Here is a 15,617-nt window from a genome sequence, read left to right as displayed (position 1 = left end):
GAATGTGGGAGCGGGCTTGCTCGCGAAGAGGCCGGCACAGCCAATAAAGATCAAACAGCCGGGAAGTGGATCTTGAACGCAGCCCCACCCAGCGGTGAATCCCCAAGGGTCAGCCGGGCGCCATAGCTTTCAATGATGTCCTTGACCACCGCCAGGCCAATCCCCTGCCCCGGATGCTGGCGGTCGAGCCGCTCGCCCCGCTGCAGGATGCGCGCACGCTGGTCCGGCGGCACGCCGGGGCCATCGTCTTCGATGCACAACTCGGTGCCCTCCAGGCTTTCCTGCAAGGTGATGCGCACTTCGCTCAGGCACAGGCGATAGGCGTTCTCCAGCAGGTTGCCGAGCAGTTCCAGCAAGGCGCCCTTCTCGATCGGCACGTCGCATTCGTCCGGCAATTCAAAGGCGACCTTCACGCCCTTATCGCGATAAACCTTGTCCAGCGTGTCACACAGGCTTTGCAGCACCGGCTCCAGCCGCACCTGGTGGCGCACCAGGCCGCTTTTACGCAGGCTGGCGCGCTGCAATTGGTAGCTGATCTGCTGGCTCATGCGTTCGATCTGCGATTGCAGTACCCAGGCCTGGTCCCGATCTTCGGGGCGCTGGGCCATGTCTTCACTCACGCCTTGCAACACCGCCAACGGGGTTTTCAGGCTGTGGGCCAGGTCATCCAGGGAATCGCGGTAACGGGTGCGTTGCTCCCGCTCGCTGTGGAGCAACCGGTTCAGGGAGCCGGTCAGGCGCAGCAACTCGCGCGGGTGTTGCTCGCTGAGGCTTTCCCGGGTGCCGCCTTCGATTTCATCCAGTTCCTGGCTCAGCCGGCGCAGCGCCTGCAGGCCCCAGGTCAGGCCCAGCCACAACAGGGTCAGCAGCACCAGCAAGGCGGCGCCGAAGCCCAGGTAGAGGTTTTCCCGCAGGCCTTCGAGGGTCAGTTGGTATTCACGCACCGGTTGCAGGGCGACGATACTGAACGCCGCGCTCTTGCCGCCCAGCAGCTTGACCTCGACGTCATAGACAAAAAATTCCTGGCCGTTGGCCTCGCGGATCCGCGCAAACTCGTTGCCGCGCCCGTCATAGCGCGGCTTGTAGTTGATGTTTTCTTCCTGTGTGGCGCGCGACCGCCAGACCAGATGGCCTTCGCGGTCATAGATGTAGCCCAGCAGGCGGCTGTCGGTGAGGTTGAAACGCTCGTCCGGCAGCTGCGCGGGCATCAGCAGGCGATTGTTTTCAACCCGGGCAGCCGAAATCAGCGTCGTGACATCCGACGCCAGGCGCTGCTCGATGGAGTCCTGCAGGGCCAGGCTGAAGGCGCCCTGCATGGCCGGCAACAAGGCCAGCATAAACAGCACGGCCAGGATGGTGGCCGCGAGCATCAAACGTACACGTAGCGAGCGAATCAACGGCAGCGCTCATTGAACAGGTAGCCCAGGCCACGCACCGTGTCGATCGGTTTGAAACCCGCCGGGCCTTCCAGCTTGCGGCGCAGGCGGCCCACCAGCACTTCGATCACGTTCGGATCACGCTCGTCGTCATCGGGGTAGAGCTGTTCCATCAGGCGGTCCTTGGCGACCACTTGCTGGTGATGCCGCATCAGGTATTCGAGGATGCGGTATTCGTAGGCGGTCAGCGCCAGTGGCTGTTCGTCGAGGGACGCCTGCTTGCGATTGAGGTCCAGCAGCAACGGCCCGGCGACGATGGTGGATTGGGTGAAACCGCTGGAGCGGCGCAACAGTGCGTTCATCCGCGCTTCCAGCTCTTCGAACTGGAACGGCTTGACCACGTAGTCGTCGGCACCTGCTGCCAGGCCTTCAACCTTGTCCTGCCAGTTGCCACGGGCGGTCAGGATCAGGATCGGGAACGTCTTGGCCTGGGCGCGCAATTGGCGGATCAGGTCCAGGCCGCCCATGCCGGGCAGGCCCAAATCGATGATCGCCAGGTCGTGGTTGAATTGCCCGGTCTGGTACAGCGCCTCTTCGGCATTGGCGACGGCCTCGACCACGTGACCGCTGTCGGTAAGGCGGGTCAACAGGTGATGGCGCAGCAACGCCTCATCTTCGACAACCAGCAATTTCATAAAGCTCTCCAAGGCAAATCAACTTTCCAACTGGGGTATATCATAGCGGCCCTGCAGGTCTTGCTGGCGCAATTTACTGCCGTTGAAGTGACCTGACAGGTTTTCGTTGCCCACGCGATAGTCTGACTGCGGGGTGTGCTGGCCCAGGGACTGGCCCCATGGAGCCGCCTGTTCACCGGCATCCTCGAAGCTCACCCGCTGGAGAAGGCTGTAGGGCTTTTTGCTCTTCTCCTTGGAGAAACCCGCGAAACTCGAATCAGAGGCCTGGACGCCAGCGGTGGCGCTGAGCATGGTTAAGGCCAACATCAGCTTCTTGATCGCAGTCATGGTGCTACCTCATACGCTTGGGCTTTGGGTACGGGGCCAGACTACGCAGACGCCCCTGAACTCCCCCTGAACACTCTCTGAACCTGGGCTGAACCGAGGCAGGCTACTGTGTAAAGAGTTATTTACGTATCCCCGGCTGCAGGCTATCCAGCGGCCCTGCAACTCGGCAAAATACCCGGCATGAATTCCCTACCCGCCTGCTGCACCCCACTTGACGCCCATTGGCCGTTGCCCGATGCCTTGCCCGGCACGGTCTTGCTGAGCACCCGTTTTGACCCGGCCCTGCTGGCCATCGGCGATTTCCAGCGCAGCGCCGTGCCGCCGCCCGCGAGCATCCAGCGTTCGGTGGCCAAGCGGCAGACGGAGTTCCTGGCCGGTCGCCTGTGCGCCCGCGCGGCCCTGCAACAGCTGGACGGGCTGGATTGCGTGCCGGCGATCGGCGAGGACCGCGCGCCGGTCTGGCCCGCGCACATCAGCGGTTCGATCACCCACAGCACCGGCCATGCAGCGGCCATCGTCGCCCACAAGTCACAGTGGCGCGGGCTGGGGATGGACCTGGAGAACCTGCTGACCCTGGAGCGGGCGGAACGCCTGGCCGGGGAAATTCTCACACCGGATGAATTGCTGCGCATGGCCGCCGGGCCGCGGGAGCAGGTTGCGCAAGTGGTGACGCTGACGTTTTCGGCGAAAGAGAGCCTGTTCAAGGCGCTCTACCCGATCGTGCAGAAGCGCTTTTATTTTGAGCATGCCGAGTTGCTGGAGTGGTCGGATACCGGCCATGCGCGGCTGCGGTTGCTGACGGACTTGTCCGCAGAGTGGTGCCATGGCAAGGAACTGGAGGCGCAGTTTGCGGTGGATGAGGGGCAGTTGTTGAGCCTGGTGGCCGTCCAGGCCTAGACCTTCTCCTGATCCCGTGGCCAACTCAGGCTGAAACATGCGCCACCCAAATTGTTGCTCTTGCTGATCAACGCCCGGCCGCCGTGCCAATAGATGATCCGCCGCACAATGGATAACCCCAGGCCGTGCCCACCCGACGCGCGGGTCCGGCTGTCATCCAGGCGCAGGAACGGCGTGAAAATCCGCTCCCAGGCACTTTCCGGTACGCCCGGCCCGTCGTCTTCCACGTCGATGCGGCAACGCACCTGGCCCACCTGGTAACTGATCAGCACCTGCCCCTGGGCGTGGCGCATGGCGTTGCTCACCAGGTTTTGCAGGGCACGGTGCAGGTAACGCGGCTCGGCCTCCACCCATGCATCGTCCCAATGTGCCGAGGACAGGCAGATGCCCCGCGCCACGTTGATTTCCGGGCGCAGCGGTGACAGTTCATCAATCACCTGATCCAGCAACGCATTGAGGTCGACCCGCTGGAAATTCAGTGCCGGCGCCCCCTGTTCCAGCCGCGCGTAGGTGAGCATTTCGTCCACCAGGCCATCGAGGTCCTGGATGTCGCTGTCCATGCCCTCCATATACTTGCGCCGCGCTTCAGGCGTGGCCGCGTCGCCGATCATCTCCAGGCCGAACCGCAGGCGCGCCACCGGGGTGCGCAATTCGTGGGACACCGCCCGCACCAGTTCGCGCTGAATTGCCAACAGGCGTTGCAGGTGCTCGGCCATGCCATTGAACGCTGCCGCCAGGCGCCCCACCGAATCGGCGCCGCGGGCCGGCACCCGCACTTCAAGGCTGCCTTTGGCGATGCGCGTGGCGGCGGCTTCCAGGCCACTCAGACGCCGCTCCAGCTGGCGCACCAATAGATAGACGATCAAACCGATCAAGGTCAGGCTGATCAGCGCAATCAGGATCAGCCATTGCGCCGGGTACGGATTCATCTGATACAGCGGGCCGATTTCCAGGACCCACGGCGTGCCGACCATGCCGGCAAATACCCGGATCGAATCCCCGCCCTTGCCCAGAGCCATCACGGTATCGCCTTCGGACACGCGGCGGCGCTGGTCTTCGTCCATATCAGCCTGATTGAGCATCAACAGGTGCATCTCAAAACCAAAGCCCTTGGCTTCCTTCAGGTCTGCGAGTTTCTGCGGTTGCTCCGCCACCGGGAAACGCACCAGCTCATCGGCCAGCAGGTAAATCGTCGCGCGCGCCAGTTGTTCGCTGATTTGCTGCACTTCACCGGTCAGCAACAGTTGCTCCTGGTCACTGACCAAGCGCAGCACCCTGGCCGCGTGAGGCCCGGTTTGCTCCACCAACACCTGGCCGCGTTGCAGACGGGTACGCTGGGTCAGGTCCAGGTGCGCCTCGGCCACGGTCTGCAATTGCAGCGGGATACCCAGCAAGCGCTCCCACACTGCCAGGGCGCGGCGGCGCTCGATGGCACTCATGGGTTGCAGGTTGTCGCCCATCAGCGCGAAGGTGCCGTGGGCCAGGCGTTCGCGGTACTGGCCGCTGCGCACTTCATTGAGCAGGTGCAAGGCCAGTACGCCAAGCAACGCCACCAGAATCAGCGCCGCGCACATGCCGCCGTAGATGCGCAGGAAGATTGAGTTCACGGCGTCAGGTCAGCCGCGGCTTCGGGGACGAACAGATAGCCTTTGCTGCGAATGGTCTTGATCAGGCGTGGGTGGATCGGGTCGTCGCCGATTTTCGGGCGGATGCGCGAGATGCGCACGTCGATGGAGCGGTCCTGGCCGTCATAGCCAATGCCGCGCAAGGCGGTGAAGATTTCTTCCCGGGACAGGATCCGCCCGGCATTCGCCACCAGCAGCCACAGCAGGTCGAATTCGGCGCTGGTCAGTTCGATGCCGCCCTCATGCAGCCAGGCTTCACGCAGGGCGTTGTCCACCACCAGCGGGCCGAATTGCAGGCGCCGCTGTTTTTCGGGGAGTGCCGGTTCGACGCTTTCGCTGCGCCGCAGCAGGGCCTGGATGCGTGCCAGCAACAGGCGTGGACGCACGGGTTTGCACACGTAATCGTCGGCACCCATGTCCAGGCCCAGCACCTGGTCCATGTCGTCGGTGCGCGCGGTCAGCATCAGGATCACCCCGTCGTAGTGCTCGCGCACCTTGCGGCAAATGCTCAGGCCGTCTTCGCCGGGCAACATCAGGTCGAGGATCACCAGGTCCGGCTGCTCGGCGATGATCCGCGCCGCCGCGAGGGCGCCATTGCCTTCCACCGACACCCGCAAGCCGTTGCTCTCCAGGTAGTCACGGGTCAACTCGGCCAGTCGCTCGTCGTCCTCGACAATCAATACCTGCCAGGCTTCTTGCTCCATGCGTTACCTCGGTTCTAATTATTGTAGGGGCGGGTTTGCCCGAGAAAACTCGAGGGCGCCGCGTTTTATTCAGGTTTCCAGCGTCATCGTTGACGTCCTTCGCGGGCAAGCCCGCTCCTACAGTTGTCATGTAGGCGAGGCATAAACTGTATGGATAACCGCCGATTGTAGCAACGGGCCGGCCCTCTGCCACAAGCGCGCAAATGCGTTCGGACATCGTGTTTTTTTGTGATAGGGTTCGCGCCCGCAAAAATCCAACCGGTTGTTTTTACCTCGGAATATTCGGTGACAAACGGCGCAATGCAGCAGTACTGCGGCCTACACGGCCATTCCACGTTTCATACACATTTTACCCACAGCGTTATCCACAGGTAGTCCGTTGCTAAGCCCCCCAAAACGCATTATCTTGTAGGTCGTCGCCAAAAAAACCCTACATGTAGGGTTTTCAGCGAAAAGACCAAACACAAATCAGACAAGAAACTCAAGCTCTTTCTTGCTCCTGTTTGGTGAACTTAAGCCTTTTTCAGAAGACCAAACCGCGCACGCGGATGGCAGCCGCTTTCTGCCCCGATCAGGCGAAAACGGTACGGGTGTTGCAGTACGAAACTGTCACCCACCAGGAATACGGTAAAGAGCCCCAAGGCTTGTAACCGAAGACTTCGGCATGGAAGCGGCGCGAACAGCTCCCTTCCTCCTGTCCCGAAGTTGTTATGCCAGGCCCCTGGCCTGTTGTAAGTGCTTCAGGACGGAACGGTGGGCACCGTGATGGTGCCCAAATAAATATAGAATGTGGAGACAACCCCCCATGCAAACCGACACAACTCGCGAGAACCCGCAGGGCTCCGTGCCGCAGGCCGCTGATTCGAACCTGGATCTGTCCGCCACCGCGCCCGGCCAATTGCGCGTGATCAAGCGTAACGGCACTGTCGTTCCTTACACCGATGACAAAATCACCGTCGCGATCACCAAAGCGTTTCTTGCAGTTGAAGGCGGCACCGCTGCTGCCTCGTCGCGCATCCACGACACCGTTGCCCGCCTGACCGAACAGGTCACCGCAACCTTCAAGCGTCGCATGCCATCGGGCGGCACCATTCACATCGAAGAAATCCAGGACCAGGTCGAACTGGCCCTGATGCGTGCCGGCGAGCAGAAAGTCGCCCGCGACTACGTGATCTACCGTGACTCGCGCGCCAAGGAACGTGCCGTACGTTCCCCGGCCGAAGAAGCTGCCGTACAAGCTCACCCGTCGATCCGCATCACCCTGGCCGACGGTACGTTTGCACCGCTGGACCTGGGCCGCCTGAACACCATCATCACCGAGGCCTGCGAAGGCCTGGAAGAAGTCGATGGCGACCTGATCCAGCGCGAAACCCTGAAAAACCTGTACGACGGCGTGGCCCTGACCGACGTCAACACCGCACTGGTGATGACCGCCCGTACCCTGGTCGAGCGTGAGCCGAACTACTCGTTCGTCACCGCGCGCCTGCTGATGGACACCCTGCGTGCCGAAGGCCTGGGCTTCCTGAAAGTCGCCGACAGCGCCACCCACCACGAGATGGCCGACCTGTACGCCAAGGCCCTGCCGGCCTACATCGCCAAGGGTATCGAATTCGAATTGCTGAACCCGATCCTGGCCACCTTCGACCTGGAAAAACTCGGCAAGGCGATCAACCACGAGCGCGACCAGCAGTTCACTTACCTGGGCCTGCAAACCCTGTACGACCGTTACTTCATCCACAAGGACGGGATCCGCTTCGAACTGCCGCAAGTGTTCTTCATGCGCGTGGCCATGGGCCTGGCGATCGAAGAGAAGCAGAAAGAAGACCGTGCCATCGAGTTCTACAACCTGTTGTCGTCCTTCGACTACATGTCGTCGACCCCGACCCTGTTCAACGCCGGTACCCTGCGTCCACAACTGTCCAGCTGCTACCTGACCACCGTGCCGGATGACCTGTCGGGCATCTACCACGCGATCCACGACAACGCCATGCTGTCCAAATTCGCCGGCGGCCTGGGTAACGACTGGACCCCGGTGCGTGCACTGGGTTCGTACATCAAGGGCACCAACGGCAAGTCCCAGGGCGTTGTACCGTTCCTCAAAGTAGTGAACGACACCGCCGTAGCCGTGAACCAGGGTGGCAAGCGCAAGGGCGCTGTATGTGCCTACCTGGAAACCTGGCACATGGACATCGAAGAGTTCATCGAGCTGCGCAAGAACACCGGTGATGACCGTCGTCGTACCCACGACATGAACACCGCCAACTGGATCCCTGACCTGTTCATGAAGCGCGTCTTCGATGACGGCAAGTGGACCCTGTTCTCGCCATCCGAAGTACCGGACCTGCACGACCTGACCGGCAAGGCTTTCGAAGAGCGCTACGAGTACTACGAAGCCCTCACCGAATACCCGGGCAAGGTCAAGCTGTTCAAGACCATCCAGGCCAAAGACCTGTGGCGCAAAATGCTCTCCATGCTGTTTGAAACCGGCCACCCATGGCTGACCTTCAAAGACCCGTGCAACCTGCGCAGCCCGCAGCAGCACGTGGGCGTGGTCCACAGCTCGAACCTGTGCACCGAGATCACCTTGAACACCAACAAGGACGAGATCGCCGTTTGCAACCTGGGCTCGATCAACCTGCCGAACCACATCGTCAACGGCAAGCTGGACACCGCCAAGCTGGAACGCACCGTGAACACCGCCGTTCGCATGCTCGATAACGTTATCGACATCAACTACTACTCGGTACCCCAGGCGCAGAACTCCAACTTCAAGCACCGTCCGGTCGGCCTGGGCATCATGGGCTTCCAGGACGCGCTGTACCTGCAGCACATTCCTTACGGTTCGGACGCTGCAGTCGAGTTCGCCGACAAGTCCATGGAAGCGGTCAGCTACTACGCGATCCAGGCTTCCTGCGACCTGGCCGACGAGCGTGGCGCCTACGAGACGTTCCAGGGTTCGCTGTGGTCCAAAGGCATCCTGCCGCTGGATTCGCAACAGATCCTGATCGAGCAACGTGGCCAGAAGTACATCGACGTTGACCTGAACGAATCCCTGGACTGGGCGCCGGTACGTGCCCGTGTGCAGAAAGGCATTCGTAACTCCAACATCATGGCCATCGCACCGACCGCCACCATCGCCAACATCACTGGCGTGTCGCAGTCGATCGAACCGACCTACCAGAACCTGTATGTGAAATCGAACCTGTCGGGCGAATTCACCGTGATCAACCCGTACCTGGTTCGCGACCTGAAAGCCCGCGGCCTGTGGGACTCGGTCATGATCAACGACCTGAAGTACTACGACGGTTCGGTGCAGCAGATCGAGCGCATCCCGCAAGAACTCAAAGAGCTCTACGCGACTGCCTTCGAAGTGGACACCAAGTGGATCGTCGACGCCGCCAGCCGTCGCCAGAAGTGGATCGACCAGGCTCAGTCGCTGAACCTGTACATCGCCGGCGCATCGGGCAAGAAGCTCGACGTGACCTACCGCATGGCCTGGTACCGTGGCCTGAAAACCACTTACTACCTCCGTGCCCTGGCTGCCACCAGCACCGAGAAGTCGACCATCAACACCGGCAAGCTGAACGCTGTTTCCAGCGGCGGCAACCACGGTGATGATTCGGTTCTCGCCGCACCTGCCGGCCCGGCGCCAGTGCCTAAAGCCTGCGCGATCGACGAGCCGGATTGCGAAGCTTGCCAATAAGCTGAGCACACCCTGGGTCTAACCACCCAAGGTTGAAAAACCCCCGATAGGCCTACGGCGTATCGGGGGTTTTCTTTTGCCTGGAACAACACCGTCGCGATTCGCGCAGGTATTTCACCTCCTTGAAAACATCGGTGGGCTTCTGGCCGACGTGCATCATGGCGACTTTTATCGCTGAAACAGTGATGCAGTTGCCGCCAGGGCCCTGACTGAATCCGCTCCAGATATCGCCCGGCTGGCCTTGTACCGTTCCGACAGCCGTGTATCCGCCTGTGACGCCCCACCTATAGGCGTTATCTGAACATCCAAAAAAAAGCCCCTCACGCGAGGGGCTTTTCGGTAAAGCGAGTTAAAGCGACAACATCAGGTCATCTGAATGATGGTCTGCATGATGGTGCTTTGGGTGGAGATGGTCTTGGCGTTCGCCTGATAGTTGCTCTGGGCCTTGATCAGGTCCACCAGCTCGTTGGTCAGGTTGACGTTGGAGTTCTCCAGGGAGTTGGCCACGATCGAACCCAGGGTGCCGACTTGCGGGGTATCAAAACCCGGCTGGCCCGACGCGAAGGTTTCTTTCCAGGTGGTGCCGCCGGCTGGCTGCAGGCCCTGCTCGTTGTTGAAGCTGGCCAGGGAGATCTGGCCGATGGCCTTGCTCTGCTGGTTGCTGAACGTGGCGAACAGTACGCCGCTGCCGTCGATTTTCAGCCCGGTGATTTGCCCGGTGGCGTAGCCATCGGTGGTCGGCGGGTTGCGGTAGGTGGCGGAGTTGTACTGGGTGATGTTCCCCATGTTGACGGCCACGCCGTCTGCGTTGGCGGCCGCACCGTTAGGCGTCCAGACACCATTGACCAGGCCGCCCGGCTTCCAGTCGGAAATGGTCAGGGTGGTATTGGAAGCGGTGGCTGGCGGGGTAACGATCCCGGTCAGCTTGCCGGAGGTGTCAAACGACAGCGTCGAGGCGACTGGCGCCTTCACGTCAGTACCGGTGCCGCTGATCGGCGAGCCGTCAGGGTTGCGCCCATCGATCAGGGTGTAGGACTTCCAGGTGTTGGAGTCGGTCTTCACCAGGTACTGCACCATCGGATGCGCGTTGCCCTGCGTATCGTAGAGCGTGGTGGAATATTGAGTGGTGAAGCTGTCCGATTTGGTCGGATCAAACGGGTGCGCCGTCTGGTCGATCGCCGTCTCGGAGGAGTTCAGGTTACTGGTGGAATCCACCTTGCTCGAAGCCTTCGGCGGCAGGTACGACAGGTTGAGCTGCAGGTCGGTCAAGCCGCCCTTCTGGATGTTGCCATCGGCATCCGCTGCGTAGCCTTGCAGCCGCGAGGTGCCGGTGTTGTTGGTGATGTAGCCGTCCTTGTCGGCCCGGAACGCACCGTTGCGGGTGTATTCCAGCGAACCGTCGCTGCCCTTCTGCACGAAGAAGCCGCCGCCCTGGATCGCCATGTCGAGCGTGCCGCCGCTGTTGTTGACGTCACCCTGGGTGAACTGCTGGGACACGGCCGCCAGGTTCACGCCATTGCCGATGCTGTTCTGGCCGGTACCCAGCTTGGAAGCCGCGTAGATATCCGCGAATTCCGCACGGGACGACTTGAAGCCGGTGGTCGCGACGTTGGCGATGTTGTTGCCCGTCACGTCCAGTTGTTTGTTGGCCGCATAGAGGCCGCTAAGGCCGATGTTAAAAGACATTGCTCTCTCCTTTTGCCGTATTTAGCCGGCTCTATGTACCGATAGTCTGAATTTGCGACAGCTTGATACTGCCCAGGCCGCCCGCCAGGTTTAGCACCATTTCAGCGCCGTTCGTGCCCAGGGTTACGCTGGTCACCGTTGCCGGCAGCGAGGTGGCGAGGGCCACCGAGTCACCCTTGTCATTCTTGGTGGTGGCATTGAAGGTGTAGGTGCCGGGTGGCGCCGTCTCACCCGCATCGGTCTTGCCGTCCCAGACGAAGCTGGAGTTGCCGGCGCTCTGGGCGCCCATGTCGATGGTGCGAACGACGTTGCCATCCTTGTCGGTGATCTTGACGGAGACGTTGCCCGTCGCCGCCGTCACCGCCACGGAACCGGTCATGCTCTTGCTGGTATCCACCATCGCCTTGTCGGTCTGGGTGATGACCGAACGCCCCACCAGCGACGAAGCCTGCAGCGCCTGGGAGGAGCTGAAGTTGCTGGAAATCGCATTCACCGAGTCATTCAGGTTGTTGATGCCTTCCAGACTGCTGAACTGCGCCAACTGTGCGACGAACGCGCCATTGTCCTGGGGCGACAGCGGGTCCTGGTTTTTCAGCTGGGTCACCAGCAATTGCAGGAACGCGTCCTTGCCCATCGCCTGGTTGCCCGTCGCCGACTTGGCGGCGTCACCGACGCTGGTGTTATCTGTCGCCGTCTTGACCTTGGAATTAAAAAGGTCCTGGACTGCCGTGTTCGTCGAACTGTTATCAACAATGGCCATTATTTGGCGCCCCTTATCACTGACCCAGGGTCAGGACCTTCTGCATCATGGTTTTGGCGGTGTTCATCATTTCCGCGTTGGTCTGGAACGAGCGGCTGGCGGAAATCATGTCGGCCATTTCCTCGACCACGTTGACGTTGGGGTAGTACACGTACCCTTTTTCGTTCGCGGCAGGGTGGTTCGGCTCGTAGCGGGCTTCGAGGTTGCTCTGGTCTTCGACCACACCGAGCACCTGCACGCCCTGGCCTGCGGCATCCTGGTTCTGGAACAGCGAATCGCCGCTGCCACTCTGGCCGCCCTGGCCGCCCTGGCCGCCCTGGAACATGGTGGCGAACACCGGGTGCCGGGCGCGGTAGGTCTGGTCAATGCTCGAAGACACGGTCTCGGCGTTGGCGATGTTACTGGCGACGGTGTTGAGGCGCGTGGTCTGCGCACTCATGCCACTACCGGCAATATTGAAAACACTGGCGAGGGACATGGCTTATTCTCCACGCAAGGCTGACATCAGCCCTTTGAATTTGCTGTTGAGCAGGGTGAAGCTGGCCTGGAAGTTCACTGAGTTCTCGGCGTAGGCCGATTGCTCCAACTGGGCGTCCACGGTGTTCTGGTCGATCGACGGTTGCATCGGCGTGCGATACAGCAGCGACTCGTCACCATTGCCCAGGCCTTGCGCCTCGATATGACGGCTGTTGGTCATGTTCAGGGCGAAGGTGCCGTTCTTGGTCTTGTCTTGCTGGGCGGCGAGCACGGCAGAGAAGTCCAGGTCCCGAGCCTTGTAGTTCGGGGTGTCGGCGTTGGCGATGTTGTTGGCCAGGACTTCGGCACGCTGGGCGCGAAAGCCCAGTGCTTGTTCGTGGATACCGAGCGCTTTATCGAAGCTGATGCTCATGGCGGAAACCTTTAGGGGCTGACCTGCTTTTCGTAACAAGGATTTAGCAAGGGCCATGCCAAGTTGCTTGAGCCCCGTAAATCAAGGGTTTTCGAGGGAATTGCCGGCGGCAATGCCAGAAAAGCGGCAAAGGGTTTCCGCGAAACGCCAGTAAAGCGGCAATGAGGGCTTGCCGCTTTGCGGCCATAAAAAAGGGAGGCCTGTGCAGGCCTCCCTTTTTGTTCAAGCACTCATCACTTGGCCTGGTAAATGATTCCAGGACTGCACTGCACCATCTGGTAATGATCCGGCAAACCGTTCAGCGCCTCGGAAGCCCCCAGGAACAGATAACCGCCACGCTTGAGGGTGCCGTGGATGCGCAACAGAATGTCTTTCTTCACCTCGGCCGAGAAGTAGATCAGCACGTTGCGGCAAAACACCATGTCGAACTTGCCCAGGCTGGCATAACTGTCCAGCAGGTTGAACGAGCGAAACTCCACCCGGCTCTTGATCGGCGCCTTGACCGCCCAACGCCCTGCTCCCTTGGGATCGAAGAAACGCTGCAAGCGCTCCTGGGACAACCCGCGCCCCAGCGCCAGGCTGTCGTACTCGCCGGTCTTGCAGTTGGTGAGCATGGTGCCGGACAAATCCGTGGCCACGATTTGCGCCCCGGCTTTCAACTGGCCCATGTTGGTCCGCTCGAACTCGTCGATGGACATCGAAATCGAATACGGTTCCTGTCCCGACGAACAGGCCGCCGACCAGATGCGCAGACGCTGGCCGGGAGCGGCCTTGATCGCCTCGGGCAGCACCTTGTTCTTGAGCACTTCAAACGGATAGGTATCGCGAAACCACAAGGTTTCGTTGGTGGTCATGGCGTCGACCACCATCTCCTTGAGCCCGCTGCGTGGCTGGCCCTGGATCCGTTGCACCAACTCCCCGAGGGACCTGATGCCTTGCTGCTCCATCAGTTTGTTGAGACGGCTGGATACCAGGTACTGCTTGTTTTCACCGAGCAATATGCCACAGGCCTTTTCCAGGAAGACCCGGAACTGTTCGAAATCCAAATTACCCGTAGACAATGATACCGCCTCTTAAATCGTGTGACCGCCAGGGAAAAGGCCCCTAGCCGTGATCTGCTGCCTTGATCCGGTCGACTACCCGGGATGCCAGGTCATCAGGGCGGAATTTGGCCAGGAAGTCATCGGCACCGACCTTCTTGACCATCGCCTGATTGAATACACCCGACAACGAAGTATGCAGGATGATATGTAGTTTTTGCATGCGTGGGTCGTTGCGTATCTCGGCCGTGAGGGTGTAGCCGTCCATTTCAGGCATCTCGATGTCGGAGATCATCATCAGGAATTCTTCTTCCGGCTTCTTGCCCTCATCCACCAGCTTGCGCAGGTAATCCAGGGCCTGGCGACCGTCATTGAGCGCGACCACTTCGACCCCAACGGTCTGCAGGCAACGGGACACCTGCTTGCGCGCAACCGAAGAGTCGTCCACCGTCAGCACCCGCAGCGAGATCGCCTTGTGCGCGGTTTCGGCGTCTACCACACCCACCGATATGGCCTCGGAGGTCGGGGCCACTTCGGCGAGGATTTTCTCCACGTCGATGATTTCCACCAACTGGTTGTCGACCCGCGTCACCGCCGTGAGGTAGTGATCGCGACCGGTGCCCTTGGGCGGCGGATGGATCTCTTCCCAGTTCATGTTGACGATGCGCTCCACCGAGCGCACCAGGAAACCCTGGGTCTTGGTGTTGTACTCGGTAATGATCACGAACGGGCTCTCGCGGTCCTGCAACCCCGCCGAACCGGTGGCCATTGCCAGGTCAAGAATCGGGATGGTCGCGCCACGGATATTGGCCACACCGCAAACCACCGGGCTGGACTTGGGCATTATTGTCAGCTTGGGACACTGCAGCACTTCGCGAACCTTGAAGACATTAATCCCGTACAGCTGCTTGCCGTCCAGACGGAACAACAGCAACTCCAGGCGATTCTGCCCCACCAGCTGTGTGCGCTGGTTCACTGAATCCATTACACCGGCCATGCCCAGACTCCTACGCTAAAACTTAGGGGTACGACGCGTACCCAACACTAAACGGCACGAGCTTTGCTTTTTTATTGGCCATGGACATCAAAACGACAGTTTCCCGACGCCTCCGATCCCCACAGTACCGCAGATTGCTCTGCGTCTCGATGGCGTTGCTTGCCTTGGCTACGGGCCAGCCGGCCCGCGCCGATAACATCACCTTGCCTGATCTGCTTATCGGCGTCACTCAAGGCTTTCTTGAGTTCACTGTAGAAGATTATCTGGCCACGACGCAGACACCGGGCCGCTACGAAATCCAGGTCAACCAGCTGGATCCGCGCCTGCGCATGCCCATGTGCGACAGAGAATTGACAGCTTCCCTGGAAAGCCCCGCCCAGCCCATCGGGCGCGTGACCGTGAAAGTGCGCTGCGAAGGCGCCTCGCCCTGGACGGTGTTCGTGCCCGCCCAGGTCAAACTGTTTCGCGAAGTGGTGGTGGTGACGCGCCCGCTGAAACGTACCGGAATCATTGGTTATGATGACGTCGCGATGCGCGAGCGCGACATCAGCATGATCACCCAGAGCTACCTCACGTCCCTTGACCAGGCACTCGGGCAGAAACTTACCCGACCAATGGTTGCTGACCAGGTGATTACCCTGGTCCATCTCGAGCAGGCTGAAGTCGTGCGCAAAGGTGACCAGGTGGTGATTTCCGCCAGCAGCGGTGGCCTGAATGTAAAAATGCCGGGGGAAGCCCTGTCCAACGGCGGCATGAGTGAACAGATTCGCGTCAAGAACCTGAATTCCAACCGCGTGATCAAGGCCCGGGTGACTGCGCCGGGGCAGGTTGAGGTGGCTTTATAGATCACTGGCATCGGACGCCAGCTTTTCCTACACTGTGCGCAAAGCGGCATCGCGCATAGGTTTATTGTCAATC

At 60.7% G+C, this 15,617-nt stretch carries 14 protein-coding genes; 3 read left to right on the top strand and 11 right to left on the bottom strand.

Annotation, left to right across the window (positions count from 1 at the left end; genetic code table 11):
• Positions 1 to 50: 50 nt before the first annotated feature.
• The 3 genes from HX786_RS19750 to HX786_RS19740 are packed head-to-tail and all read right to left on the bottom strand — an operon-like array spanning position 51 to position 2,398.
• Positions 51 to 1,397: an ATP-binding protein gene (locus HX786_RS19750; protein WP_023659245.1), complete on the bottom strand. Its 1,347-nt coding sequence runs from the start codon at positions 1,395 to 1,397 to the stop codon at positions 51 to 53.
• Entirely contained in the window at positions 1,394 to 2,071 is a 678-nt protein-coding gene (locus tag HX786_RS19745; protein WP_003214228.1) for a response regulator transcription factor, read from the bottom strand. Before HX786_RS19745 ends, HX786_RS19750 begins: the two co-directional genes overlap by 4 nt.
• 18 nt (positions 2,072 to 2,089) lie before the next feature.
• Entirely contained in the window at positions 2,090 to 2,398 is a 309-nt protein-coding gene (locus tag HX786_RS19740) for a hypothetical protein (protein ID WP_003214230.1), read from the bottom strand.
• A gap of 180 nt (positions 2,399 to 2,578) precedes the next feature.
• Between HX786_RS19740 and HX786_RS19735 the strand changes: the two genes are divergently transcribed.
• On the top strand, positions 2,579 to 3,295 hold the full coding sequence (locus tag HX786_RS19735) for a 4'-phosphopantetheinyl transferase (protein WP_178912494.1): 717 nt from the start codon (positions 2,579 to 2,581) through the stop codon (positions 3,293 to 3,295).
• Here HX786_RS19735 and HX786_RS19730 read toward each other — a convergent pair.
• Positions 3,292 to 4,902: an ATP-binding protein gene (locus tag HX786_RS19730; protein WP_178912493.1), complete on the bottom strand. Its 1,611-nt coding sequence runs from the start codon at positions 4,900 to 4,902 to the stop codon at positions 3,292 to 3,294. The genes HX786_RS19735 and HX786_RS19730 overlap by 4 nt on opposite strands.
• Positions 4,899 to 5,624 carry a response regulator gene (locus tag HX786_RS19725; protein ID WP_177022205.1) on the bottom strand — a complete coding sequence of 242 codons (726 nt, stop codon included), beginning with the start codon at positions 5,622 to 5,624 and terminating at the stop codon, positions 4,899 to 4,901. Before HX786_RS19725 ends, HX786_RS19730 begins: the two co-directional genes overlap by 4 nt.
• 805 nt (positions 5,625 to 6,429) lie before the next feature.
• Here HX786_RS19725 and HX786_RS19720 point away from each other — a divergent pair.
• Complete coding sequence (locus HX786_RS19720; protein ID WP_008435294.1) at positions 6,430 to 9,327, top strand: ribonucleoside-diphosphate reductase subunit alpha; 2,898 nt, start codon at positions 6,430 to 6,432, stop codon at positions 9,325 to 9,327.
• Between the two features lie 363 nt (positions 9,328 to 9,690).
• Here HX786_RS19720 and flgE read toward each other — a convergent pair whose 3' ends face one another.
• The 6 genes from flgE to HX786_RS19690 form a co-directional block, all read right to left on the bottom strand.
• Positions 9,691 to 11,013, bottom strand: a complete 1,323-nt coding sequence (gene flgE / locus HX786_RS19715) for a flagellar hook protein FlgE (RefSeq protein WP_003214240.1) — start codon at positions 11,011 to 11,013, stop codon at positions 9,691 to 9,693.
• A gap of 31 nt (positions 11,014 to 11,044) precedes the next feature.
• The gene (gene flgD, locus HX786_RS19710; protein ID WP_003214242.1) at positions 11,045 to 11,773 is read right to left on the bottom strand and encodes a flagellar hook assembly protein FlgD; all 729 of its coding nucleotides are present in this window, start codon (positions 11,771 to 11,773) and stop codon (positions 11,045 to 11,047) included.
• 16 nt (positions 11,774 to 11,789) lie between these two features.
• Positions 11,790 to 12,251, bottom strand: a complete 462-nt coding sequence (gene flgC, locus HX786_RS19705) for a flagellar basal body rod protein FlgC (protein WP_177046722.1) — start codon at positions 12,249 to 12,251, stop codon at positions 11,790 to 11,792.
• 3 nt (positions 12,252 to 12,254) lie between these two features.
• Positions 12,255 to 12,662 carry a flagellar basal body rod protein FlgB gene (gene flgB / locus HX786_RS19700; protein ID WP_003214246.1) on the bottom strand — a complete coding sequence of 136 codons (408 nt, stop codon included), beginning with the start codon at positions 12,660 to 12,662 and terminating at the stop codon, positions 12,255 to 12,257.
• A gap of 233 nt (positions 12,663 to 12,895) precedes the next feature.
• Positions 12,896 to 13,723: a protein-glutamate O-methyltransferase CheR gene (cheR, locus tag HX786_RS19695; protein ID WP_178912492.1), complete on the bottom strand. Its 828-nt coding sequence runs from the start codon at positions 13,721 to 13,723 to the stop codon at positions 12,896 to 12,898.
• A gap of 43 nt (positions 13,724 to 13,766) precedes the next feature.
• A complete protein-coding gene (locus HX786_RS19690; protein WP_003214250.1) occupies positions 13,767 to 14,699 on the bottom strand; it encodes a chemotaxis protein CheV in 933 nt (310 codons plus the stop codon).
• Between the two features lie 80 nt (positions 14,700 to 14,779).
• Between HX786_RS19690 and flgA the strand changes: the two genes are divergently transcribed.
• Entirely contained in the window at positions 14,780 to 15,544 is a 765-nt protein-coding gene (flgA, locus tag HX786_RS19685) for a flagellar basal body P-ring formation chaperone FlgA (protein WP_178912491.1), read from the top strand.
• The last annotated feature ends 73 nt before the right edge of the window (positions 15,545 to 15,617 follow it).

It is taken from the genome of Pseudomonas sp. 21615526, from assembly GCF_013386245.1.
Lineage (GTDB): Bacteria > Pseudomonadota > Gammaproteobacteria > Pseudomonadales > Pseudomonadaceae > Aquipseudomonas.
The sequence above is the reverse complement of the archived record's forward strand: the minus strand, read 5'-3'. Positions and strand labels throughout refer to the sequence as shown.